Below are 24,538 nucleotides of genomic sequence, written 5' to 3'. Positions count from 1 at the left end.
CTCAACCCACCAGATCATCTGGCAGGTCGGGGTATCAACATATCTGGCGTTGACTTTTGGCACGCTGTTGAGTTCTCAAGGAACGGACGCTTCCTTTGGTCCCGTTTCCGGTCCCTCCGGGCTTTTCCCTTCGGCATTTCGTGTTTCAAACTCTATCAGGCCTTTTCGCTCTTCCTGACCACCGTTTCGCGGGCATGCCGAAGCGAAGATCAGGAGGGGATCGAGACTTGATAGGTGCCGCCGACCCCCGACTCAAAGTCGCGTTGGGGTCAGGCAGGAGTACGACAGTACATGCGGTCGGTCGGCGCAGGCAAATCGGTTTCGGTGCCCTCATGGTCCGTCAACCCGCCGCACTCACGCGGAACCGTCACTTCCTATGACTTACCCTTCTGAACAGCACGTCGCCCCCTCACGGACGGTGACGACAGCCCCGTACTTCTCCGCCTCTGGAGGCTCCCCCATGACCATCGTGACGGCCCCGCTCGCCGGACGCGCCATTGGTTTGCCCGCTGTACCCGACCCGGTGTTCGCCGGGGCGATGGTGGGGCCCGGCACGGCCATCGATCCCGTGCGGGAGCCCGGTGAGGCGGTGTCCCCGGTGGACGGCGTGGTGGTCTCCCTCCATCCGCACGCCTTCGTCGTGGTCGACGCGGAGGGGCACGGAGTGCTGACGCATCTCGGTATCGACACCGTGCAACTCAATGGCGAGGGTTTCGAGTTGCTGGTCAACAAGGGGGACACCGTCACGCGCGGACAGGCCGTGGTGCGCTGGAACCCCGCCGCCGTCGAAGAGGCCGGCAAGTCGCCCATCTGCCCCGTCGTGGCACTTGAGGCCGCCGCCGACTCCCTCTCCGATCTCCGTGAGGACGGCGATGTGAAGACCGGCGAGACACTTTTCGGCTGGCAGTGACGCCGTCGACGTATGTCAGGGACGGGCGCGGTGCGCTCGTCGTACATCCCTCGCGGCGACCGGGTCGCCGCATAACCGGAGACGGGTGAAATGGAGACAACGCTGCGAGGCGTCGGGGTCAGCCACGGAGTGGCGATCGGCGAGGTCAGGCATATGGGGACCGCGATGCTGGAGCCCCCGGCCAAGTCGATCCCGGCGGAGGAGGCGGAGCGCGAACAGGGGCGTGCTCACCAGGCCGTCGAGGCGGTGTCGGCCGATCTGATCGCCCGCGGCAATCTGGCCGGCGGCGAGGCGCAGGCGGTGCTCGAGGCGCAGGCGCTGATGGCGCAGGACCCGGAGCTGATGGCCGATGTGGAGCGGCGGATCGCCGTCGGGAGCACGGCCGAGCGCGGGGTGTACGACGCGTTCGCCTCGTATCGCGCGCTGCTCGCCGGTGCCGGGGAGTATCTGGCCGGGCGGGTCGCGGATCTGGACGATGTGCGGAATCGCATCGTCGCCCGGCTGCTGGGCGTTCCGATGCCGGGTGTGCCGGACAGTGACGAGCCGTACGTACTGATCGCGCGTGATCTCGCGCCCGCCGATACGGCGCTGCTCGACCCCACGCTGGTGCTCGGCTTTGTGACCGAGGAGGGCGGGCCGACGAGTCACAGCGCGATTCTGGCGCGCGCGCTCGGGGTGCCGGCCGTTGTCGCGCTGCCGGGCGCCGGTGAACTGGCCGAGGGCACCGTGATCGCGGTGGACGGCAGCACCGGTGAGATCTTCGTCCAGCCGAGTGCCGAGAAGCGTGCCGAGTTGGAGGCGGCCGCCGCCGCGCGGAAGGCGGCGCTGTCCGCCTCCACCGGGCCGGGGGCGACGTCGGACGGTCACAAGGTGCCGCTGCTCGCGAATGTCGGCGGTCCCGCGGACGTCCCCGCGGCCGTCGAGGCGGGCGCGGAGGGCGTGGGGCTGTTCCGTACGGAGTTCCTGTTCCTGGACGACAGCAAGCAGGCGCCATCGGAGGAGAAGCAGATCGCCGCGTATCGCGCGGTGCTCGAGGCGTTTCCCGAGGGCCGGGTGGTCGTGCGGGTGCTGGACGCCGGCGCGGACAAGCCGCTCGACTTCCTGACGCCCGCCGACGAGCCGAATCCGGCGCTGGGTGTGCGTGGTCTGCGGAGTCTGCTGGACCACCCGGATGTGCTGCGGACGCAGCTGACCGCGCTGTCGAAGGCGGCCGAGGGTCTTCCGGTGTATCTGGAGGTCATGGCGCCGATGGTGGCCGACCGCACGGACGCCAAGGCGTTCGCGGACGCCTGTCGTGAGGCGGGGCTGCACGCGAAGTTCGGGGCCATGGTGGAGATTCCGTCGGCCGCTCTGCGGGCGCGGTCGATTCTCCAGGAGGTCGAGTTCCTTTCGCTGGGGACCAATGACCTGGCGCAGTACACCTTCGCCGCCGACCGGCAGGTGGGTGCGGTGTCGCGGCTCCAGGACCCGTGGCAGCCGGCGCTGCTGGACCTGGTGGCGCTGTCGGCCGAGGGCGCCAAGGCCGAGGGAAAGAGCTGTGGCGTGTGTGGTGAGGCCGCAGCCGATCCGCTGCTCGCTTGTGTGCTGACCGGGCTGGGTGTGACGTCGCTGTCCATGGGCGCTGCGTCGATTCCGTATGTGCGGTCGGCGCTGGCGAAGCACACGCTGGCGCAGTGTGAGCGTGCCGCCGCCGCCGCGCGTGCCGCGGACACCGCCGAGGGTGCGCGGAAGGCCGCGCAGGCGGTGCTGTCCGGCGAGTGAGCTGAGAGGGCCGGATTCCGGTCCGGGTTCTGGAGGGGCTTCCCGTCGCACAGGGCGGGAAGCCCCTCTGTCGTCTGTCGTCGGCTCCGTTCAGTGGTGGGTCCCGGTGTCGTCCGGGCCGAGGTCGAATCCGGCGCAGTACTCCACACCGGATTCGGGAGAGACCGGCTCTCCCGTGTCCGCATCGGTGCAGTAGGCGCTGAAGACCTCGCCGACGGTGAGCGGAACGAGGCTGCCGCGCTGGAGGCGCCAGCCGTGCAGCCGGTCGGGGTCGTCGGCCCGTGTCGTACGGAGCACCACTCCCCCGGCGCTCTCCCACGCGATACCGACGGCCAGCACACTCACGAATTCGGTGGCCTGTGACGCGTCGAAGCGTGCGGGCGTGCCACCACGGCCACCGGGTCCGGCGGGCCCGCCGGGGCCGGAAGAGCCTTCCTGTCCGTTGCCGGGGCCCTCGGTGCGCAGGACGGCGAGGAGTTGCTCGTCGGCGGCGGGGACGCTGCAGACCAGGTGGTGTGTGCCGGAGCCGGCTCCTTCGAGCAGCCGGAGCAGCAGATGGGAGGCGCGGTCGAAGGCCGCGCGCCCGATGTCCTGTCCGCAGTCGGCGCACTCTCCGACATCGGCGAGGAGCGTGGTCGCGTACTCCCAGGTGGCCCTGCGGACGGCGGTGCTGATGAGTTGTGGGACGAGGCTGTCGATGGGCTGGCCGGTATAGGCGATGGCGGCGCCGCTTCCGGGGATACGCGCCGTGAAGCGGCCGCGGCTCTCCGCGGTGTCGGGGTCGAGGCCGGACTCCGCGCAGTACTCGGCGTACTCCTCCGGGTCGAAGAGGGCGACGGTGGTGTGGACACCCTGGGATGCCAGGGATTTCAGCAGTCCCTCGATCTGCCGTAGATAGGCGGTGTGGTCGTTGAAGGTGAAGGTGCGGTAGCGCCGCATCGCGGTGAAGTCCCGCTCGTCGGCCAGCAGGCCGACGGTGCTGGGGACTTCGCGGCGCAGGCTGCGCCGCGACGTCCTGGTTTTCTGTGCGCTGTGGTCGGTGTGCGCCATGGCTCCCCCTGAGCACGGTCGATCATTGCTCACTCAGAGTAACCAGGGGGTCTGACAACGCGGTCAGCGGCGCTCGCGGGCGAGGTTCTCGTAGAAGCGGAGGAGTTCGAGGTTGTCCACGGACCCCGCGTTGACCGCCTTGTCCAGCGCCGCGCCCTGGAGGAGACGCTTGACCGGGACTTCGATGCGCTTGCCGGTCAGGGTGTGCGGAATTCCGGGGACTTCGATGATCTCGTCCGGCACATGGCGCGGCGAGAGCTGTTCGCGGATGGTCGCCTTGACGCGGTCGCGGAGTCTGTCGTCGAGGACGGCGCCCGGGGCGAGATGGACGAAGAGCGGCATCCAGTAGCCGCCGTCCGGTTCCTCCAGGCCGATGACGAGGGATTCGCGGATCTCGGGGAGCCGTTCGACGGCTTCGTAGATGTCGGCGGAGCCCATGCGGACGCCCTGCCGGTTCAGGGTGGAGTCGGAGCGGCCGTGGATGACGACCGAGCCCCGGTCGGTGAGGGTGATCCAGTCTCCGTGGCGCCAGACGCCGGGGAACAGCTCGAAGTAGCTGTCGCGGTAGCGGCTGCCGTCGGGGTCGTTCCAGAAGCGGATCGGCATGGACGGCATGGGGTTGGTGACGACCAGTTCGCCGACCTCCCCGATGACGGGTTCGCCGTGCGGGTCCCAGGCCTGGAGGTCCGTCCCCAGACAGGCAGCCTGGAGTTCGCCGATATGGACGGGGAGGGTGGGTACGGCGCCCGCGAAGCAGCTGCACACGTCGGTGCCGCCGCTGACGGAGGCGATCCACAGGTCGTCGGCCACCTCGTCGTGGAGCCAGCGGAATCCGTCGGGCGGCAGGGGTGAACCGGTGGTGGCGACGCACTTCACGCGGGAGAGGTCGTGGTCGCGGCCCGGGTGCGCCTCGGCCTTGCGGCATGCCATGACGTAGGCGGCCGAGGTGCCGAAGAAGGTGGCGCCGGTCCGTTCGGCGATGCCCCACTGGGCGTCCACGGCGGGGAAGCCGGGACTTCCGTCGTACAGCACGATCGTGGTGCCGGTGAGCAGGCCGGAGACGAGGAAGTTCCACATCATCCAGCCGGTGGAGGTGTACCAGAAGAACCGGTCCTCGGGACCGAGGTCGCAGTGCAGGCCGAGCTGTTTGAAGTGCTCCAGGAGGATGCCGCCCTGGGACTGGACGATCGCCTTGGGCAGGCCGGTGGTGCCGGAGGAGTAGAGGACCCACAGGGGGTGGTCGAAGGGGACCGGTTCGAAGACGGGCCGGGTGGTTTCGGCCGCGGCGGTGCCCGCGGTGAGGTCCGCCCATTCCAGGGCGCCTTCGGGAGCCGGGGTGCCGAGGAGCGGGACATGCACCACGGCCCGCAGGGTGGGCAGTTCGCGCCGCAGCTCGGCGACGGTCTCCCTGCGGTCGTGCTCCTTGCCGCCGTAGCGGTAGCCGTCGACGGCGAACAGGACGACGGGTTCGACCTGCTGGAAGCGGTCCAGCACACCGCGGGCGCCGAAGTCGGGGGCGCAGGAGGTCCAGACTCCGCCGACGGCCGCGGTGGCGAGCAGTGCGGTGACGGCCTGCGGGACGTTGGGGAGATAGCCGCTGACGCGGTCTCCGGGGCGTACGCCGAGGGCGCGCAGCTCGGCGGCGAGTGCTACCACCTGCCGGCGCAGCTCGGTCCAGCTGACCGGGGTCACGTCATATGTCTCGTCAACATGGAGGAGCGCCGGGTCATGGGCGCGCGCCGGATCCTCAGCGGTACGCAGTGCGTGTTCCGCGTAGTTCAGGGTGGCGCCGGGGAACCACTGGGCGCCGGGCATGGTGCGGTCGCCCAGGACTTGTTCGTAGGGGGTGGTGAACCGTACGTCGAACCAGTCGGCGACGGCGGCCCAGAAGGTGTCGAGCTCATCGACGGACCAGCGGTGCAGCGCCGCGTAGCCGCCCTCGGCCGGAGCTCCGTAGCGTTCGGCGGCCCAGTCCTGGAAGCGGGTGATCCGGGCGGCGGCGATTCGGTCGGGGCCCGGCTGCCAGAGAGGGGCGGGGCTTGCTGCTGCGGTCATGGGGCGGCTCCCGGGCTGACTCGGCGCTGAGATGATCGACGCTGGTGCACTCGACGCGGGTGTGCGCCGGCCGCGCGCACGTGCGGGGTGTGCGCGTGTACGCGACTGAGACGGACGATGCCACGTGATCGTCTTTCGCACCAGGGTGGCTTCTCCATGGTCGGCCAGGCAGATATGTGCCCCGACCACAGGTGAACGGGAGTTGAACGGAGCGTCCGACGCTCCGGACGAATGGCAGGCTGAGCAGCATGGACGGTCGTGAACTGGTGCGTTCGATGAAAGTGGTCGGTTCGGTGCAGGGGCTGCGCGCGGTGCGGTCCGCCTGGCGCCAACGGCGGACGGACGCCAGAGAGCTGGCGCCGCGCGGCCCCGAGCGGGCCCGGGTGCCGGGGCCGGTCACGGGCGCCGAGCCGCTGCCCGGCGGTGGCACCGTACGTTTCGCGCGCGCGGAGCTGCATGTGTGCGTCATGGTGGGCGGCGCCGTCTTCTGGGGATGGGACGGTGCGGAGCCGCTGCCCTCGTACGCGCTCGCCGACGTTCCGCCGGAGCCCGATCCGCGGGCCGGGCTCGAACCCGACAAGGACGGCGGCTGGCGGGTGGTGTCGGAGCGGGTGACGGTCGCGATCTCGCGCAACGGCGGGGTGGAGGTCCGTACGCCGGGGGGCGTCGTGCTGCGCCGGGAGCTGCCGCCGCGCTGGTGGGAGCCGGTCGCGGGCGGACCCGCGCGCTGGGTGCAGCGCACCGAGGTCCCCGCCGACGCGCGCTTCTTCGGCCTGGGCGGGCGCGGTTCCGGGCCCCGGCTGCGGGACGGTACGTACCGGCTGTGGAACACCGATCCGGGCGGTGGTTTCGGCCCAGGCGACGATCCGCTGTACGTGACGATGCCCGTGCAGCTGGTGGTGGCGGACGCCGGGACGCATCTGGCGTTCCACGACAACTCCTGGGACGGCCGGGTCACGCTCCGGGAGGGCGAGGAGGGCGCGGGCTCGGGGCACGACCGGCCGGGCACGAGCGAGCTGCGGATGGACGGCGGGCCGCTGCGCTGCTGGGTGGTGACCGGTACGCCCGCGCGGGTGCTGCACAGCTGGACGGCGCTGAGCGGAGCGCCCGTACCGCCGCCGTCCTGGGCGCTGGGTCCGCAGCACGCGCGCTGGGGGTTCGGCAGCGCGCGGGAGGTGCGGCGGATCGTCGCGGGGTACCGGGAGCGGGGGCTGCCGCTGTCCGCGCTCCATCTCGACATCGATCACTACGACGCGCATCAGGTCTTCACCGTGGACCGTGAGCGCTTCCCCGATCTGCCGGGGCTCGCCGAGGAGTTGCGCGCGGACGGGATCCGGCTGGTCTCGATCGTCGATCCGGCGGTGAAGGCGGAGCGGGGGAACGCGGTGTACGAGAGCGGGCGCGCGGTCGGTCCGGCCGGCGCGTTCGTACGGGACGGGCGGGGGCGTGAGGTGCTCGGTGTCGTCTGGCCCGGCGAGTGCGTGTATCCGGACTTCACGGATCCGGCGGTGCGCGCATGGTGGGGCGGGCTCTACGAGGAGCGGCTGGCGCAGGGGTTCGCCGGGGTGTGGCACGACATGAACGAGCCGGTGTCCTTCGCGCCGTTCGGGGACACGACCCTGCCGCGCTCGGCCAGGCATCAGCTGGAGGGCAGGGGCGGTGACCACCGCGAGGCCCACAATGTGTACGGGCTCACCATGGCGCGGGCCGGCTACGAGGGGCTGCGGCGACTGCGGCCGGCCGAGCGGCCCTTCCTCTTCTCGCGCTCCGGCTGGGCCGGGATGCAGCGGTACGGCGGCACCTGGTCCGGCGATGTGTCGACCGGCTGGCCGGGGCTGCGGGCGTCGCTCTCGCTGGTGCTGGGTCTCGGGCTGTGCGGTGTGCCGTACTCGGGCCCCGACGTGGGTGGTTTCGACGGGAATCCGACGCCCGAGCTGTATCTGCGCTGGTTCCAGCTGGGGGCGTATCTGCCGCTGTTCCGTACGCACGCGGCGATCGACGCGGGGCGCAGGGAGCCGTGGGAGTTCGGTCCCGAGGTGCTGGAACACGCACGGGCCGCGCTCAGCGGGCGGGAGCGGCTGCGGCCGTACTTCGTGACGCTGGCCCAACTGGCCCGGCTGACCGGGGCGCCGTATGTGCGTCCGGTGTGGTGGGGCGCGCCGGAGGACCGGGCGCTGCGCGACTGCGAGGACGAGTTCCTGCTCGGCGACGCGCTGCTGGTGGCGCCCGTGCTGGAGCGCGGTACGGACCGGCGGGCGGTGCGGCTGCCGCGCGGCCGGTGGTACGACACGGCCACGGAGAAGGCGTACGAGGGCCCCGGCCAGGTGCTGCTGGACGCGCCCCCGTCACGTATCCCGGTGCTGGCGCGGGCGGGTGCGGTGATTCCGATACGCGGCGAGGACGGCCGGCCCGAACTGGAGGTGTGGGCTCCGGCCGCGGGGCGCTCGGGGGGCGGCCTGGTGGTACGGGACCCGGGCGACACGTCGCCGGAGGCGGAGGTGGAGCGCTACACCTCGCGGCTGGTGAACGGCGAGGTCCGGGTGGAGCGGGTGACGGACGAGGGCGCGGTGGAGGCGGAGTGGCCGGTCCGGGTGCGGGGTCGCTGAGCAGGAACCGGTACGGGGCGCAGGGGCGTTGGGCGTTGGGCGTTGGCGCGCTGGGGCGCCGGGCCGGAGTGACCGGCCCGGGGCGTTGAGTCTTCGTGACCGGCCCCCGGGCGGGGTGAGTCCGGCGCGGGGGTGTGAGTCCGTCGTGGCGCTCCGCGCTCAGGGACGTCCCCTCGTGCCCTCCGTCCCGTAGCGGCCCGCGAACCAGGCCCGTACGGCCTCCGTGTGCAGCGGGAACGCCAGCTCGGCGGGGCCGCGCAGCAGTTGCCTGCCCGCGGTCTCCTCGGTCGGGACCGAGGGCGGCAGCAGGGCCGCCGGGCGCTCCGGGAGCAGCCCGAAGAGCAGCAGATGACCGTCAGGGGAGCTGAGCGCGTCGGCGAGCCGTACGTCGTGCGCCGGTGCCTCGATGCCGGTCTCCTCCCGCAGCTCCCTCACGACGGCGTGCCGCCAGTCCTCGGTGCGCTCGATGAAACCGCCGGGGAGGGCGAGACCGCCGTACGCGGGCTCGATGGTGCGGGTGATGACGACCAGCGCGGTGCCCTCGTCGTCGGTCACCGGTACCAGCGCGACGGCGACGGGCAGCGGGTTGAGGTAGGCGGTGGCACCGCAGGCCACGCACGTACGGGGCCAGCCGGCTCCTGGCGGGTACGGCGTTCCGCAGCTGCCGCAGTGCGAATGCGCCGCCGCGGGCTTCTTCTGGGACTCGGACACGCGCGGACTGTATCCGATCCCTCTTCCCCGGGGTCCCCGGAGCTGATAGACGAAGGTGCTCATGACACGTCTGATATCCGCACTGCGCGCGCTGGCCGCCTCCGCCGCCGCGCTGCTGACCGTCGCCGCCACCGCACCGACCGCGCGGGCCACGCCGGAACCGGTGGCGCCGAAGGAGTTCGTGGCCCTGCGCGCGGTCGCGCCGACGATCATCCAGGAGATGCGCTACCTCACCCCGCACAACTTCGTGGGCGAGCCCGTCGACGGCTACCGGCAGCCCGTCTGTCTCGTCACCCGCCCCACCGCCGAGGCGCTGCGCACCGCACAGCGGAAGCTGCTGCGGCAGGGGTACTCGCTGAAGGTGTACGACTGTTACCGGCCGCAGCGGGCCGTCGACCACTTCGTACGGTGGGCCGAGGATCTCCAGGACGAGCGCATGAAGCCGGAGTTCTATCCGCGCGTCGACAAGTCGCGGCTGTTCGCGGACGGTTACATCGCGGAGAAGTCCGGGCACAGCCGGGGCAGCACCGTCGATCTGACGCTCGTCAGGCTGCCTGCCCTGCCGACGCGGCCGTACCGGCCGGGTGAGAAGCTCGCGCCCTGCTACGGGCCGAAGGCCGAGCGGTTCCCCGACAACTCCGTCGACATGGGCACGGGCTTCGACTGTTTCGACACGCTCGCGCACACCGACGATCCACGCGTCCAGGGCGGGCAGCGCGCGAACCGGCAGCTCCTGAAGTCGACGCTGGCCGGTGTCGGGTTCACCAATCTGCCCGAGGAGTGGTGGCACTTCACGCACAAGCCGGAGACCTTCCCGGACAGCTACTTCGACTTCCCGGTGGCGTGGCGTTCGGTCCTGGGGAGCTGAGAGCGGCAGCGGGACGGAAGCACGACGGCCGGCCGGGGCCACCCCCGTGGACTCCGGCCGGCCGTCTTCCGGTGGGACGCGCGGAACCCGTTCCCGGTTCACCGAAAAGCAATTACGGTGCCCGTATGGCGCAAAGAACAGATGAGCGGCGGACGAGCGAGCGGCAGCCGGCCGGGCCGCGGACGTTCGACTCGTACGAGGAGTTCTGGCCCTACTACGTCGCCATGCACTCCAAGGCGGCGACGCGCTGGCTCCATCTCACCGGCACGCTCACCGGCCTCGCGATCAGCGCCTACGGGCTGGCGCGCGGACGGAAGCGGTACGTGGCGGCCCTGCCGCTGATCGGGTACGGGACGGCCTGGCCCGCCCACTTCCTCATCGAGAAGAACAATCCCGCCACGTTCGGCCATCCGGCCTGGTCGCTGCGCGGTGACGCGCAGATGATCCGGATGATGCTCGCGGGTCGCGACAGTGAGCTGGCGGAGACCGCCGCCAAGTGGCTCGCCGCGAACCGTCCCTGACCCGCTGGGATCAGGGGCGGCGCAGCGCACGGCGGGGCGGTCCGTACAGGTCAGGTCGTGGCGGCGTGCTCGCGCTGCCGCGCCGCCAACGTCATCGCGTGCTCGACGACCGCCACCAGCACTTCCTTGACGGACTCGCGTTCGCGCGCGTCACACATCACCAGGGGGACCTCGGGGTCGAGGTCGAGTGCCGACCGTACGGTCTCGCTCGGGAAGCGGTCCGCGCCCTCGAAGCAGTTGACGGCGACGGTGAACGGGATCCCGCGCCGTTCGAAGTAGTCGACGGCGGCGAAGGAGTCCGCGAGACGGCGTGTGTCGGCCAGCACGACCGCGCCGAGGGCGCCCTGGGCCAGTTCGTCCCAGAGGAACCAGAAGCGGTCCTGGCCCGGGGTGCCGAAGACGTACAGCACCAGGTCCTCGCGGAGCGTGATCCGGCCGAAGTCCATGGCGACCGTGGTGGTCGTCTTGCCCTCGACCCCGTCGACGTCGTCGACGGGCCGGCCGGCCTCGCTCAGCACCTCTTCGGTACGGAGCGGTCTGATCTCGCTGACCGCGCCCACGAGAGTGGTCTTGCCCACCCCGAAGCCCCCGGCGACCAGGATCTTCAGCGTCACCGGATCGGCCGGACGCTGCCTGCGGCTAGAGCGCCCGAAGACCATTGATCACCTCGCGGAGAATGTTCACGTCCGGCAGTTCGGCCGGCGGAACAGGACGGGTTACGTGCACGATTTCGTCCTCCACCAGATCGCCGACGAGGACCCTGACCACCCCGACGGGGAGGTCGAGGCCCGCGGCCAGCTCGGCGATCGACTGGGGGCTGGTGAAGCAGCGTTCGACGATCTCCACGTGCTCGGGGGAGAGCGTCTGGTCCCGGCCGGGGTCACCGGCCGCGGGTTCGCAGACGACGAGCGCGATCAGGTCGAGCCGGTGGCGCGTCGCGCTGCTGGTGCGGCCACGCGTCATCGCGTACGGACGTACTACCGGTCCGGCTTCGCCGTCGAACCAGTGCTGCTGATCCTGATCGCCTTCGCTCATCGCAGCCCGCTCACCCTCCGGCGGGCAGGCCGGTACGTGGGGCGGTACCCAGGTGGACGCCGACCCGCTTGACCATGAGCGTCATCTCGTAGGCGACCTGTCCGACGTCGGAGTCCGCGTCGGACAGGACGGCCAGACAGCTGCCGTCGCCCGCCGCGGTGACGAAGAGGAACGCGTCGTCCAGCTCCACGACGGTCTGGCGGACCTTGCCCGCCTCGAAGTGCCGTCCCACGCCCTTGGCGAGGCTGTGGAATCCGGAGGCGACGGCCGCGAGGTGCTCGCCGTCCTCACGCGTGAGGTCCTTGGACGTGCCGGTGGCGAGCCCGTCACCGGAGAGCACCACCGCTTTACGGATGCTGGCGACCCGGTCCACGAGCTCGTCGAGGAGCCAGTTGAGCTCTCCGACGACATTGGGGTCTATGGAGCGTGCTGCGGCGTTCGGTGCGGTCATCGACCGTCCCCCTCCGATGTGGTTCCTTGTATCTCGCCGGGGCCGGTGGGGTCCTCGGCATCGTTCTGCTGACGACCACGCTGCCAGCCCCGCTGGAGCGAAGCCATACGGCTGCGCACTTCGTCCGCGTCCCGCTCCGCTTCCTGGCCCGTGGCGGGCGTGGAGCCGGTGCCGGGGTCCTGAGCGGTGTCCCTCAGCTGGGGGGCCAGACTGGCCTGCCGGATCCGGCGGGGCAGTCCGTCGATCATGGGCGGGGCTCCGTCGGACGGCTGCCCGCCCGGTGCCGAGGAGCGTGAGGGCTGCGCCGGTACGCCGGACCAGGTGCGGCCCGTGCCGCCGGCCGCCGGATCCGGCGCCGCCTCGGGCAGGGCGCGGCCCGGCTCGTCCACCCGCCGGCCGCGGTCCACGACCAGGATCGGGGGCTTGCGGCGGGGCAGTCCGGCCGGGGGCTCGGACGCGGTGGCGTCCACGGGGCGCTGTGGCTGTCCGCGCCGGTCGCGCGGCGGCGGGACGGGCCGGCCGTCGCGCCGGTCGCGGAAGTCCCGGGCGTCGTCCCGTACGCCGCGCGAGTCGTCGCGGCCCAGCAGTCCGTCACGGGCGTCGCCGGTGTCCCGGCCGCCGTACGGGTCGCGTCCGTCGTCGCCGGTGTACGGGACCTCGATGCTGGAGTCGCGGAGATGTTCCCGCGCGCGGAACAGTCCGCCGCGTTCGCTCTCCGTGTCCTCGATATCTGTGATGCCGTCACCTCCGCCGAGCAGCGGCCCGCTCTCCCTGTCGAGAGCGCGGACCGGAGGTTCGAGTTCGACCGGGCCGTCGAGCACGGACGGGTCGCCGCCGAGTCCGGCGGGGACTTTCGCGAGCGCGGTGCGCCGGCCACCGCCACCGCCGTCGGCGCGATGGCGGCCGCGCTCCGTGGCGGTCTTGCGGTCGAGCCGGAAGCCGGTGCCCTCGGTCTCGGGCGCGTCGGTGAGCAGCGCGACCGGCAGGAACACGATCGCGGTGGTCCCGCCGTACGGCGAGGGCTGGAGCGAGACGCGTACGTTCTGCCGCTGGGCGAGCCGGCTGACCACGAACAGCCCGAGGCGGTCGGTGTCGGACAGCTCGAACTCGGGGGTCTCCGCGAGCCGCAGGTTCGCGTCGAGGAGCACCTCGGGCGCCATCCCGAGACCTCGGTCGTGGATCTCCAGGGTGAATCCGTTGGCGACCCGCTCGCCGTGCACCTGCACCGCGGTGTGCGGGGGCGAGAACACCGTGGCGTTCTCCAGGAGTTCGGCGATGAGGTGGGTGAGGTCGGCGACCGCGGGGCCGCCGACGCCGATGCGCGGCAGCCTGCGGACCTCGATGCGCTCGTAGTCCTCCACCTCGGCGACCGCCGCGCGCACCACGTCCATGAGCTGGACGGGCTTGCGCCACTGCCGGGAGGGAGCGGCTCCGGAGAGGATCACCAGACCCTCGGCGTGCCGTCGCATACGGGTGGTGAGGTGGTCGAGCCGGAAGAGGTCGGCCAGCTCCTCGGTGTCCTCCGTACGGCGCTCCATGGTGTCCAGGAGCGTGAGCTGACGGTGGAGCAGGACCTGGTTGCGGCGGGCGAGGTTGACGAACACCTCGGAGACGCCGCGCCGGAGGTCGGCCTGTTTCACGGCGGCCTCGACGGCGGCGCGCTGGAGCGTGTTGAGGGCCTGTCCCACCTGGCCGACCTCGTCCCGCTCGTAGTCGAGCCGCGGCGCCTCGGTCTCCACGTCGACCGGTTCGCCCGCCGCGAGCCGGCGCATGACGCTGGGCAGGCGTACGCCGGAGACCTCATGGGCCTCCTTGCGGAGCCGGGAGAGGTCGCGGATCAGATCACGGCCCACGCGTACGGACACGATGATGGAGACGAGGAGGGCGACGAGGCCGAGCGCGGCGGCGAAGCCGACCCGTACGAAGATGTCGGTGCGTACGGGCTCGATGTGGCCCCGGTACAGCTCGGTGGCCGCGTCGCTCTCGCGGGTCAGGTCCTCCAGGACCGAGGCGGTCATCTGCTGCCAGCCCACGGCGTCGACCGTCTTCGGACTCCCGGTGGCGCCCGCCGAGATGAGACGGTTCTCCGCCTCGCGCAGCGCGAGGGTGGCGGGGGTGCGCCAGTACTGTTCGAGCGTCGCGCGGTCCGAGAGCGGCAGGTCGGCCAGGTTGGTCTCGTAGAGCAGCGTGCGGTTGGCGACGAGGTCGGAGGTGGCGCGGACGTCCTCGGGGGTCATTCTGCGCGCGATCAGCGCGGAGGCGACGAGCGCGTCCTCGCGGGAGAGCATCTCCCGTGCGCGGTCGAATCCGATCAGCGCCCGGCCCCAGTTGTCGCCGTCGACGTCCTCGTGTCCGTACAGGGAGGCCAGGAAGTTGTGACTGGGGTCGACGAGTCCGTTGTAGAAGGCGAGCGCCTTCTCCCGGGTGACCGTGCTCTCGTCCACGGAGCGGCGCATCAGCCCGAGGCCTTCGAGGGAGCCGACGAGCCGGTCGAGCCGCTCGGCCGAGATGTCGTCCAGCTGGTCGCGTACCGCTGATTCGGCTTTTCTGACCGTGGCGAGGGTCCGGTCGGTGTCGCCGCGGCGGGCCCGGAGTTCGGTCAGCGAGTCCGAGGCCGTGGGGTCGGCCAGGAAGATGAGCGTCTGCCGTCGTTCGCTCTGGAGGACACCGACCGACTCCTCGACGGGGTTGCCGACGGTTTTGATGACATGTCTGACATCGATGAGCTGCTTGGCCTGGCTGCCTGCGAGCGTGGTGGCCAGTCCCCAGAGGACGGTCAGCGCGACGAGCGGCACGAGCAGCAGCGCCACGATCTTCCGGCGGATGGATTTCCCGCGAAAGCGCATGGCCTCCCCCAGCTCGATCTCCCGCCCGGCTGCGGGAGATTCTCCGTCAACAAACGGCGCGAGCCTACTACTGTCGCACCGGCAACTCGAAGACACATCCGGATGTTTTTCGGCCGCCCCTTGGCACCTTGATCATGAGTTGTCCTGGTATTCGGCGAGTTGGCTTCCTTGACGCGCATGGCTAAGAGCAGACGGGACGGTAGATATCCGGCCGGAACAGATGGCTGAAACTTACTGTTCGCCCATCGTTCCGGGAATCTTTCGGCACTCCCATTCGTCCTTGTGTGCGGGGATCAGGGGTTAGTTGGGAGCACTGCGGGCGGTTTCGCGTACACACTCGGTTCCATGGCCGGCGTGAAGCGGAGCGAGCCGGGCAGTCACCCTTGAGACGGACATGGGTGGGGAGTGACGGTCCATGGAGACGGACGGGCGGCGCGGTGCGGAGTCGGCGGAGGGGTTCAGGGAAGTGTCCCGTGGGCTCTGGGTCGAGGAGCCCGCGAAGCGGTATCGCATGCCGGACGAGGTCAGAACGGCCGCTGTACGCGCGGTGATCATCGCCGCGATCACACTGATTCAGGCCACGATCGCGTTTCTCAGTACGCTCGCCGGTTCCTGGCTGGCGTTCCCGATGGTGCTGAGCAGTGTGGCCTCCACGGTGGTGGCGACCTGGGGCGTGCTGGACGTATGGGTGACGCGCCAGATGTGGAACCAGCGGGGCGGCGTGGTGTCCGTACCGAGCAGCACCGCGCGCCAGTTGCGCCGGGAGCGGCGCAGGGCCAGGCGCGCGGCGCGGTCCGCCGCGCGGAGTGCGGACCGGGGAGGGGCCCGGATACGACGCGGGGCCCGGACCCGAGGAGGGGCCGGCGCTCCGGAAACCAGTGCTCCGGAGGCCGGCGCCCACGAGGCCGGCGGGCAGGAGGCCGGGACCGGCGCCGCTACTCCGCGACGGGCTCCGGCGTCCGTTTGAACATCCGCGTCGCGGTGATCTCCCCGTGCACCGTCTCGCCGTCCGGGTCCTGCTGCGGCAGGCCGGGGCGCAGATGCTCCTCCACGCTGATGTACTTCAGCCCGGCGCGCAGATCCGCGTCATTGCGCAACCGGATGACCAGCGGGAATTCCGCGAGCGCGGTCGTGTCGAAGAGGCCCGTGGTGTAGAGGAGCTGCACGCCCAGGGCATCGGAGACCGCGCGCTGGAGCTCCAGCAGATAGGTGGCGTTGGCGCGGCCGATCGGGTTGTCGAGGAAGAGCGTGCCCGCGTGCCGGTGCTTGTCACGGCCCCGGTCGTTGCTGCGCAGTGCCGCCATCGTGCAGTAGAGGGCGATCGCGGCGGTGAGCAGCTGGCCGCCGGAGAAGACATCGCCCATCTGTCCGACCGGGACCCGCTCGGCGCGCAGCACGGCGTCGGGCTTGAGGATCTCGACGGCGACGCCCCTGGGCTGGAGCGCCGCCTGAACTCCGCGCAGGAGCAGGGACATTCCGTCCCTGCGCAGATCGGAGTTCTTCTTGAGGGCGGCGCGGGTCGCCTCGTCGACGACCTCGCCGAGCCGCTCGGTGAACGTCGCACGGTCCGGCTCCTCGAAGCGGATCCGCAGGAACTCCTGGCCGGACCACTCTCCCAGGCCCTCGGGCAGCCGGGAGAGCCGCTGAGCCGAACGGAGCGTCGTCAGCGCGGATTCCACCAGCCCGCGCAGCCGGTCCACGATGGAGTCGCGGTTGCGCTCCAACTGCGCCAGCTCGTCCGTCAGTACGCGCAGCCGGGGCGCGAACGCCTGGGCCCACGCGGCGGCGTGCTCGGGCAGCGCGGACGCGGGCAGTTCGCGGATCTGCTGACGGGCCGGGGTGCGGACCTGCTCGTACCGGGTGGCGTTGGCATGCCGGACGAGCACGTCGCAGGCTTCCCGTACGCCGGCTTCCGCCGCGGAGAGGTCGGCCGCGCAGGCGCGCAGTGAACGGCGGGCCTCGGCCGTGGAGTGCCGCGCCTCCTCCAGCGTGCCGGGGTACGGCTCGGGCGCCTGGGACGCCTCCTCGTCACCGCGCTTCGGGTCGTGGTCGTCGGCCGCCGCGCCACGCAGCAGATCGCGCAGGAGGGCGGCCGTCTCGTCGAAGCCGCCCGCGCCGTCCTCGGCGGCGCGGTGCGCGTACAGCAGCTCGCCGTGCGCGGCCCGCGCGGTCTCCAGCGCGTCGGTCCGTGCGGCCAGTTCGGTGGTGGCGGTACGCAGCAGGGTCTGGGCCTGCTCGGCGTCGGCCGGGACCAGCTCCGCGGGCAGTTCGGTGTGCGCGTCGCCGTCCTCGGGGGCGAGCCGTTCGGCCTCGCCGCGGAACCGGCCCAGTTGCTCGCTCGCGGTGGAGGCGCGCGACTCCAGCATCTGGACGAGGGACTCGGCGCGGGCGGCGGCGGCCTGCCGGGAGGGGCCGTCGGCGCCGTCCGTGGATTCGAGGAGCTGGGCGGCGCGGGTGCGGACCTTGTTGGTGAGCCGGTCCAGCTCGGCGAGTGCCGCGCTCTCGTCGCTCTCCGCGCGCGCCTGCTCGGCCCGCAGATCGGCGCCGACGCCCACCTTCTCGTAGAGCTGGGAGGCGGCGCGATAGGCCTCGCGCAGGGCGGGCAACGCGGCGCGCGGGGCGTCCGCGTCCGGCTCGGGGATGCTCTCCGGGGCGCCGGCGATCTCGGCGCGTTCGGCGCGCAGGGCACGGGCGGTGCGGCGGGCGTCGTCGGCGGCGCGCTGGGCGGCCCTGCGGTCCTCGTCGGCGGCGCGCGCCCGCTCCAGGCACGCGGTCGCGCGCGCCTCGGACTCGGCGGCGTCGTCGGCCAGTTCACGGAGCTTCGCCTGCCATCCCGACCGCTCCCGGAGCCGGAACGCGAGACCGGCCAGAGCGTCGGCGGCGCGGCGGGCGCGCTGGGCGGCCTCCTGCCGTTCGTCGCGTACCCGCGCGGTGTCCGCGGCGGCCTCGTCCGCCTCGGCACGTGCGGTACGGGCCTCGGCGAGGGCCGCGGCGGCCGTCTCGGCCGATTCCCCGGCGGCCCCCGCGGCGGTCGCCAGCTCCAGGAGCATGCCGGGCGGACAGTCGGCCCGCCAGGAGCCGAGCCGGGCGGCGAGCGAACGGTCGCCGGTGAGCCGGGCCGCGAGCACCCGGATCTCCTCGTCGCGGTCCGCCGCGCGGCTGCGCAGCGCCTGGCGCTCCTCGTCGGCGGCGTGTTCGTCGTGCATGGCCGGGTTCGGCGGTACGAGGAACACCCCGCTGTCGGCCGGGCCTTCGGAACCGGGGCCCGGCACGGGGCCCAGCAGCGCGGCGGCGGTGCCCACGGCGACGGCCGAGCGCGGCAGCAGGGCGGCGCCCGCGAGGGCCTCGCGGGCGCGGGCGTGCGAGGCCGGGTCGGTGATCACGACGCCGTCGACCAGCTCCGGTCTGGCGGCCAGCACCGCGGCGTGGTCGCCCGGGTCCACGGCCTGGGCCAGATAGCGCCAGCCGGGGAGAGCCGGAATGCCGTGCTCACCGAGGTACTCGACGGTGGCGAGGACATCGGGCCCCGGCGGCAGCAGCCCCCCGTCCCCGAGCGCGCCGAGGATACGGGAGTCGTCGGCCGCGGCGGTGCGCAGGTCGAAGAGCTGCCGCTCGGCGGATGCGACGCCCTGGTCGAGCAGTTCGCGCAGTTCGTCGGCGTACCGGTCGAGGTCCTCGGGGCTCAGCGGCCCGTCGGCGGGGCGCCGGGAGGTGGACCGGGCCGGGGGATCCGTGTCCCGGTCGCCCGTGCCGTCCCGTGGCGCGGGGACCGCCGCCAGGGCGGCGGCCGTCGCGGGCAGGCTGAGCAGTTCGGCCAGGCGCTCGTCCTGGGCGATCGACTCCGCCGCGCGGCGCTCCGCGTCGTACGCGTGCTCCGCGGCCTGAGCGGCGTCGGCGGCGCGGGCGGCGGCCAGTTCGGCACGGGACTCCGCGGAGGCCGCCTCCCTGGCCAGGTCGGCGGCCGTGCGCGCGGCCTCGCGCGCGGTGTCCCAGCCGGCGACCGCGGACTTCTCCGCGTCGCTCGCGGCCAGCGCGGCGCGGGCCGGATCCGCGTCGGGCGCCGTGTCGTCGAGCCAGCCCGCGCGTACCGCCTCGGCCGTCTCCTGCCCGACCTCCGCGAGGCGCTGGCGCAGATGCCCGGCCTCACTGCGGGCCCGCTGTGCCTCGGTGGCCGCGGACGTCGCGTCGCGGTGGGCGGCCTCGCCCGTCTCCTGGAGCGTGGCGGAACGCTCCTCCTCCTCGTTCGCCAGGCGCTCGCCGTCCTCGGCGGCGGCGTGCAGCGCGCGTACGAGATCGGCCGCCGCGGTGGCCCGCGCGGCCAGCGCGGGCGCGGCGTCGCGCTCGGCCTCCCGGATCGCGACGGCCACGCGCGCGGAGCGGTCCGCGGCGGCGCGGTGGCGCAGCACGGCCTCCGCGGCCTGCCAGGCGGAGTGGAGCGTACGGGCGTCGGTCAGCTCGCGACGCTGGGCGGCGGCGCGCTTCTCGGCGACGGTGAGGGCCAGCGAGGCGTGCCGGTAGGCCAGTTCGGCGGCGATCAGCGCACTTCGGCCGCGCTCCCGCTCGGCCGAGGTCACCGTATGGGCGGCAGCGGTCACCTGCTGGGCGAGGCCGGCGGCCCGCTCCCGCTCCCCCGCCGCGCGGGCCGTGAGCCGCCGTACGAGCGTACGGGCCCGGCGCTCGGCGCCCGCGTGGATGTCACGGGCGCGGGCGCGGGTGTCGGCGGCCTCGACGATCCGGCCGAGCAGATCGACCGAGCCGGCCGTGAAGTCGCGCTCGGCGGTGAGCTCGGCACGACGGCCGAGCTTGTTGCCGAACCCCCCGACGAGATCCGCGAGTCCGTCCGTGTCCCGGGTGTCGGTGACGGCCCGCAGCAGCAGATCGGTGAAGTCGGAGTCCTTCTTGACCGCGAAGAGGCCCGCCGCCTCGCCCTCGTCGGCGTTCATCTCCCGCTGGTAGCGGAAGAGTTCGGGATCCAGGCCCAGATCGCCGAGATGCTCGTTCCAGCGGTCGTGGATCTCCTCCCAGTGGACATCGAGATGCGGATAGAACTTGCCCGCCTCGGTCAGGGAATCCCGGAAGCCCTTCATCGTGCGCCGCCTCCCCCGGGCACCCGAGGCACCCTCCACGGGCGGCCGGACGGCGGTGGACTCGGCGACGGGCAGCGAGTCGAGGCTGAGCCCGGGGCCCGGCCGGAAGGAGTACCAGCCCTCGGCGAACTTCCGCGGATCGCTGGACACCTGACGGCCGCGCCACTCACTGGCCTTGCCGACCACCACGAGTTCGCCGGTGAGCGTGTGCTGCCACTCCAGCGCGACATGTCCGCAGTCGTCCGCGAGGAGGAACTTCCGCAGCACGCCGGAGCTGGCGCCGCCGAGCGTGTTGCGGTGTCCCGGCAGCATCACCGAGAAGATCAGCTTCAGCAGCACGGACTTGCCGCCGCCGTTCTCCAGGAAGAGCACGCCCGCGGGGGCGGGCCGGCGCGGCGGGCCGACCGGCTCGTCCTCGAAGAACTCCGCCTGGGCGGGGGCGGGGTGGGGCACGGGAGCGCCCACTCCGCGCAGATCGAGCACGGTGTCGGCGTAGCGCGCACCGGCGGGGCCGATGGAGTAGAGGCGGACCCGGGACAGCTCGTACATGGCGGGGACTCTCGTCGTGGTGGGGGCGGGTTCAGGCGTGGAACGGCAGGCCGGCGTCGGCGGCCAGCTCCAGATCGTCACCCTCGGGCGGTGGCAGCAGGGTGGCGGAGCCGTCGGTGACGGGGACGACGCCCAGCTCCAGCAGCTCGGCCATGGCCGCGTGGCCCGCCATGTCGCGGACCTGGAGCTGGTAGCGGGCGGTGGTGCGGTACGCGCCGCCGGCGTCGTCGCCGGTGCGCTGGAGGAAACCGGAGTCGGTGAGGAACGCGACGGCCTTGCCGACGATGCCGGTCGTGGAACCGGCCAGCCTGCGGGCGTCCTTGGTGGCGCCCGTGGCACTGCGCCGTGCGTAGATCCGCCACGCGGCTTCCAGCCCCGGTTCGCCGGTCGACGGGTCGGTGTTCTCCCCCGCCTCCTCGGCGCGCTCCTCCAGCCGTCGGCACGCCTGCCGTACGAACGCGTCGACGCCGTTGACCGTGATCCGGCCGATGTATCCGTCGTCGGCGAGGTCGGCGGGGCGGGGGAACGCCATGGCCGCGACGGCGAGATGGGCGAGGCCGTGCAGGAAGCGGTCGGCGGAGTCGGTGGCGGCGCGGCGGGCGTAGTCGCCCATCCGGACCGCGAAGACCGAGTCCTCGCCCGCGGTCACGGCCATGCCGGCGCGGGGGGAGACCTCCAGGACGACGAGACCGAAGCCGGTGGCGATGGCGTCGGCGACGCGGGCGAAGGGTGGGTCTTCGCGGTAGCGGCGGAGCAGCTCGGTGTACTCGGCGTCGCGGGCGGGGAGCAGCTTGGGCTGGAGCCCGAAGGAGACGAGGCGGGCGGCGTCGGCGGCGTCTGCGGGCGTTACGCGGCCGGCGGAGCCGGCGGTTGTCGCGGGTGCGGTCGCGGTCTCGACCGTCGCGTCGGCGTCGCCGGGGTCGGTCCACGCGGCGGGGTGCTCGGCGTGGTGGTCGCTCACGGGGGGTCTCCTTGTGCGGTGCGGTGCGGTGCGGTGCGGTGCGGTGTGCGGTGCGGTGCGGTGTGCGGTGCGGTGCGGTGCGGTGTGCGGTGCGGTGCGGTGCGGTGTGCGGTGCGGTGCGGGTTGCGGTGTGCGGGGTTTGGGTTGCGGTTTCGTACGGCTGGTGCCGGGGGCCGGGGCCTCCGGAGGCACATGTCCGGACGGCATGCTGTGTTTTCCCGGGGGACACCCCCGGACCCCCGTACGGCGCGACTCCGCCCCGACGATGGTTCGGGCGTCCGCGCGCCACACATCACGCTTCAGTGTCCGAACACGCACCTCCTACGCCCCCGACCCCCTCCCCCGGTGGTCGCCCCCCACTGCCCGCCCGGCTGGGGGGCTTGGGGTCGGCTGCGGCCCGGTGGCCCCGGCCACCCGCCACGCAGCTGGGGTGTGGGGGCGCGTGCGGCCTGGTGGCCCCGGCCAATCGCCGTCTCGGCGGAGGGTGAGTGGGCTGCTGCGGTCCGCCAGTCGCTCCCTGCACGCGCCGGGTACGGGAGGGTGCCGCCGCCTCCCCCGCCCACCCTCGCGCACGGCCGCGTGGTCTGCGGCGGAAGGGGGTCGGGGTCGGAGGAGGTGCGTGTCCGGACGTAAAGCGTCGCAGCTCGCGCGAAGCGCGGTGACCACGCGACGGAGTCGCATATCGACCGCAGCGCAGTCCGGACACGCACCTCCGGAGGCCCCGGCACCCGGCACCACAACGCACCCGCAGACGAAAACCGGCCCCAGCCACAACTCACGCACCCTCGACCCGCACCGCGCCCAAGCGCATCGTGCCGACGATCAAGTCCGCCCCGCCGAACTCCTCGTCGTCCAGCTGCGTGCCGTCGTCCACCGCGAACAGCACGCTCTCCTCCCCCTGCCGGTACGCCGTCCCCACCGGCGGGCTCGCCGCGTGGATGGCCAGGAGCGCCACCAGATACGGCAGTTCGCGATCGCGGCGGCGCGCCTCCGCCAGCAGGCCCGAGAGGCGGCGCGGGGCGTCGTGTTCCAGGTCGAGCAGTTCCTTCGCGCTCGCCAGCTGTTCTTCGGTGAAGCGGCTGTCGTCCGGGGTCGCGATCAGGTCCGGTTCCGGCATCTCCGCGCCCAGGTGTTCCCGCTCGGCCGGTGGGGTCAGCAGTAGGTCGATCAGGTCGCCGACGCGTACCGAGACGGGTGTGCGCGGGCCGGTGCCGCGGGCGAAGAACGCGTCCGTGACGCGTGCCGCGCGCTCGACGGGGAGCGGCAGCAGCGGGGCGAGCAGCTGTCCGTACAGGTCGAGGCCCGTGTGGGCGGTGGGCCTGGCGAAGGCCTGCCGGTCCTGTTCCGCGCGGAAGAGCGGGCCCGCCTCCAGCAGCCGGGACTGGAGCTGGGTGTGCCGGCGGATGCAGTCCTTGACGATGTCGACCAGCTCCGCCGCGCGCCGCTTGTGCTCGGCCGTCTTGGGGTCCGCGCCGGTCTCGGCCTCGTCGCGGGCCTTGCGGATGTTGGTCAGGATCGCGTTCTCGTGGCGGTACCGGTCGGCGACGTGGTCGAGGGCTTCGTCGATCAGGTCCGGTACGGCGTTGAGCCAGTCGACCGCGCGTACGTTGCGGCGGGTCGCCTCCAGCGTCCTGCGGAGCGTCTCCGCGTACTGCACGGTGCGGTATCTGGCCTGTTCCGCGGCGAGTTGCGCGTCGGCCAGTCTGCCGCGGTTGATCAGCACCTCGAGCTTGACCTCGGCGGCGATCTGCGCGCTGGTGACGTCCGTGTCGAGCGCGCCGACCAGGACGTTGACCGCTTCGTCGGTGGTCCGGAGGAAGACGCTGCCGCCGTGCCCCGGGACCTCTTCGATGAGTTTGAAGTCGTAGTCCCTGCGGGTGTAGACGCCGTCGGTGCCGAACGTGCCGTACACCGCGCGGAATCCGCGGTCCACGCTGCCGACGTTGATGAGGTTCTCCAGCACCCAGCGGGCGACGCGTTCATGTTCCGCGACCGGGCGGCGGGGTGCCTGCGCGGCGACGCGTGGCAGCAGTCTGGACACGATCTGTTCGTGGTCGGCGCCGGTGTCGAAGTCCATGTTCAGCGTGACCAGATCGATGGCCGAGAGCGCGACCTCGGCCATCGCGTAGACGGAGTACTCACCCGCGAGATTGGCCTTGCGGGTGTCCAGGTCGTGCAGGGGCGCGGTGCAGGCGAGCGCGCGCAGCCGCCGCGCGAGCCCTTCGTCGGCGGCCGGGCCCTGCGCGGGCCGCGGCCCCGCGCTGAGCTGGGGCGGAACGAAGTCCGTCGGGGCAGGCGAAGTCACGCTGCACAGATTATGTCCTCGCACCGACAACGGGCGAAACGGTGCGGAAGCGGCTCCCGCCTCACTCCGTCCCGTCCGCGGCGACGAGCCTCGCGTACACCTCCACGAGCTGCTCGCGCGAGTCGTCCAGGTATGCGGCGAGCATCCGTTCCGTGCCGTCCCTGTCCCCGGCTCCGAGGGATTCCAGGAGCTGCCGGTTCCGTACGAGGTACGGCTCGTGCAGCAGGCGCGGGTCGTCCACCACGTGGAAGGCGAGCCGTAGTTCGGCCAGTACGGCGCTCATCAGTTCGTCGGTGCGTACGCTGCCGGCCAGCGCGACCAGTTCGCGGTGGAAGTGGATGTTCGCCGTCGAGACGCCCTTCCAGCGCCCCTCGCGGGCCGCCCGCCGGCCGTTGGCGACCGCCTTCTCCAGGCCGTCGAGCGTGAACGGGGGTTCGCCGAGGCCGCGTACGACGGCGCATTCGATCAGCCGTCGCGTGCGGTAGATGTCCTCGACGTCCTCGACCGCGAGCACCCGCACGAAGACCCCGCGGTTCAGCTCGTGGACGAGCAGCCGCTCGTGCGTGAGCAGCCGGAACGCCTCGCGCAGCGTGTTGCGGGAGACGGCCAGCGCCTTGCCGATGGACTCCTCCGAGAGCCGTTCGCCGGGCTGGAAGTAGCCCTCCGCGATACGGGTCCTGAGGATGTCCGCGACCCGTTCCGCCGTGCTCGTACGGCCCAGCAGGGGGCGGTCCTCCGCCAGCTCGCCGAGTTCGGTCCCGCTCGTCGCCACAGCGCCCTCTTCCGTCTCCGTCCGCGTACGGACTCATCGTAGAAGCAAGA

The 24,538-nt window shown here is 72.4% G+C and carries 17 protein-coding genes; 6 read left to right on the top strand and 11 right to left on the bottom strand.

All coding sequences use genetic code 11. From position 1 onward, the window contains the following. Positions 1-460: 460 nt before the first annotated feature. Positions 461-910: a PTS glucose transporter subunit IIA gene (locus CU044_RS35395; RefSeq protein ID WP_129772823.1), complete on the top strand. Its 450-nt coding sequence runs from the start codon at positions 461-463 to the stop codon at positions 908-910. Between the two features lie 90 nt (positions 911-1,000). After that, positions 1,001-2,671: a phosphoenolpyruvate--protein phosphotransferase gene (gene ptsP / locus CU044_RS35390; RefSeq protein WP_129772822.1), complete on the top strand. Its 1,671-nt coding sequence runs from the start codon at positions 1,001-1,003 to the stop codon at positions 2,669-2,671. Positions 2,672-2,761: 90 nt separating this feature from the next. Here the strand turns inward: ptsP and CU044_RS35385 are convergent, their stop codons facing one another. Together CU044_RS35385 and CU044_RS35380 are read right to left on the bottom strand one after the other, a co-directional pair. Continuing rightward, positions 2,762-3,721, bottom strand: a complete 960-nt coding sequence (locus CU044_RS35385; RefSeq protein WP_129772821.1) for a hypothetical protein — start codon at positions 3,719-3,721, stop codon at positions 2,762-2,764. Positions 3,722-3,784: 63 nt separating this feature from the next. Further along, positions 3,785-5,776, bottom strand: a complete 1,992-nt coding sequence (locus CU044_RS35380; protein WP_129772820.1) for an acetoacetate--CoA ligase — start codon at positions 5,774-5,776, stop codon at positions 3,785-3,787. A 248-nt stretch (positions 5,777-6,024) separates the two neighbouring features. Here CU044_RS35380 and CU044_RS35375 point away from each other — a divergent pair, with 248 nt between their 5' ends. Further along, a complete protein-coding gene (locus tag CU044_RS35375) occupies positions 6,025-8,382 on the top strand; it encodes a TIM-barrel domain-containing protein (protein WP_129772819.1) in 2,358 nt (785 codons plus the stop codon). Positions 8,383-8,541: 159 nt separating this feature from the next. Here the strand turns inward: CU044_RS35375 and CU044_RS35370 are convergent, their stop codons facing one another. After that, a complete protein-coding gene (locus CU044_RS35370) occupies positions 8,542-9,093 on the bottom strand; it encodes an NUDIX domain-containing protein (protein ID WP_240046015.1) in 552 nt (183 codons plus the stop codon). 61 nt (positions 9,094-9,154) lie between these two features. Between CU044_RS35370 and CU044_RS35365 the strand changes: the two genes are divergently transcribed. Together CU044_RS35365 and CU044_RS35360 are read left to right on the top strand one after the other, a co-directional pair. Next, positions 9,155-9,961, top strand: a complete 807-nt coding sequence (locus CU044_RS35365) for a M15 family metallopeptidase (RefSeq protein WP_129772817.1) — start codon at positions 9,155-9,157, stop codon at positions 9,959-9,961. A gap of 125 nt (positions 9,962-10,086) precedes the next feature. Further along, complete coding sequence (locus tag CU044_RS35360; protein ID WP_129772816.1) at positions 10,087-10,482, top strand: DUF962 domain-containing protein; 396 nt, start codon at positions 10,087-10,089, stop codon at positions 10,480-10,482. A 50-nt stretch (positions 10,483-10,532) separates the two neighbouring features. Here the strand turns inward: CU044_RS35360 and CU044_RS35355 are convergent, their stop codons facing one another. Genes CU044_RS35355 through CU044_RS35340 form a run of 4 tightly spaced genes read right to left on the bottom strand, consistent with a single transcriptional unit; the run spans position 10,533 to position 14,814 of the window. After that, positions 10,533-11,141, bottom strand: coding sequence for an ATP/GTP-binding protein (locus CU044_RS35355; protein WP_129772815.1), 609 nt, complete (start codon positions 11,139-11,141; stop codon positions 10,533-10,535). Next, positions 11,122-11,517, bottom strand: a complete 396-nt coding sequence (locus CU044_RS35350) for a DUF742 domain-containing protein (protein WP_129772814.1) — start codon at positions 11,515-11,517, stop codon at positions 11,122-11,124. The genes CU044_RS35355 and CU044_RS35350 overlap by 20 nt, the downstream gene beginning before the upstream one ends. Positions 11,518-11,527: 10 nt before the next feature. After that, complete coding sequence (locus CU044_RS35345; protein WP_129772813.1) at positions 11,528-11,968, bottom strand: roadblock/LC7 domain-containing protein; 441 nt, start codon at positions 11,966-11,968, stop codon at positions 11,528-11,530. Beyond that, entirely contained in the window at positions 11,965-14,814 is a 2,850-nt protein-coding gene (locus CU044_RS35340; protein ID WP_129772812.1) for a nitrate- and nitrite sensing domain-containing protein, read from the bottom strand. Before CU044_RS35340 ends, CU044_RS35345 begins: the two co-directional genes overlap by 4 nt. Positions 14,815-15,325: 511 nt before the next feature. Here CU044_RS35340 and CU044_RS35335 point away from each other — a divergent pair. Continuing rightward, entirely contained in the window at positions 15,326-15,781 is a 456-nt protein-coding gene (locus CU044_RS35335) for a hypothetical protein (protein ID WP_240046027.1), read from the top strand. On the opposite strand, the gene CU044_RS35330 is transcribed toward CU044_RS35335, so the two are convergent. The 4 genes from CU044_RS35330 to CU044_RS35310 all read right to left on the bottom strand — a co-directional run bounded on the left by CU044_RS35330 (position 15,750) and on the right by CU044_RS35310 (position 24,488). Further along, on the bottom strand, positions 15,750-20,450 hold the full coding sequence (locus CU044_RS35330) for a hypothetical protein (RefSeq protein WP_129772811.1): 4,701 nt from the start codon (positions 20,448-20,450) through the stop codon (positions 15,750-15,752). The genes CU044_RS35335 and CU044_RS35330 overlap by 32 nt on opposite strands. A gap of 31 nt (positions 20,451-20,481) precedes the next feature. Continuing rightward, entirely contained in the window at positions 20,482-21,411 is a 930-nt protein-coding gene (locus CU044_RS35325) for a hypothetical protein (protein ID WP_129772810.1), read from the bottom strand. Positions 21,412-22,186: 775 nt separating this feature from the next. After that, positions 22,187-23,716 (bottom strand): hypothetical protein, encoded by a 1,530-nt coding sequence (locus tag CU044_RS35315; RefSeq protein ID WP_129772808.1) that lies wholly within the window; start codon positions 23,714-23,716, stop codon positions 22,187-22,189. 61 nt (positions 23,717-23,777) lie between these two features. Beyond that, the gene (locus tag CU044_RS35310) at positions 23,778-24,488 is read right to left on the bottom strand and encodes a GntR family transcriptional regulator (protein ID WP_129772807.1); all 711 of its coding nucleotides are present in this window, start codon (positions 24,486-24,488) and stop codon (positions 23,778-23,780) included. Between the last annotated feature and the right edge of the window lie 50 nt (positions 24,489-24,538).

The sequence above is a fragment of the Streptomyces sp. L-9-10 genome (genome assembly GCF_004151105.1).
In the GTDB taxonomy this organism is placed as follows: domain Bacteria; phylum Actinomycetota; class Actinomycetes; order Streptomycetales; family Streptomycetaceae; genus Streptomyces.
The sequence above is the reverse complement of the archived record's forward strand: the minus strand, read 5'-3'. Positions and strand labels throughout refer to the sequence as shown.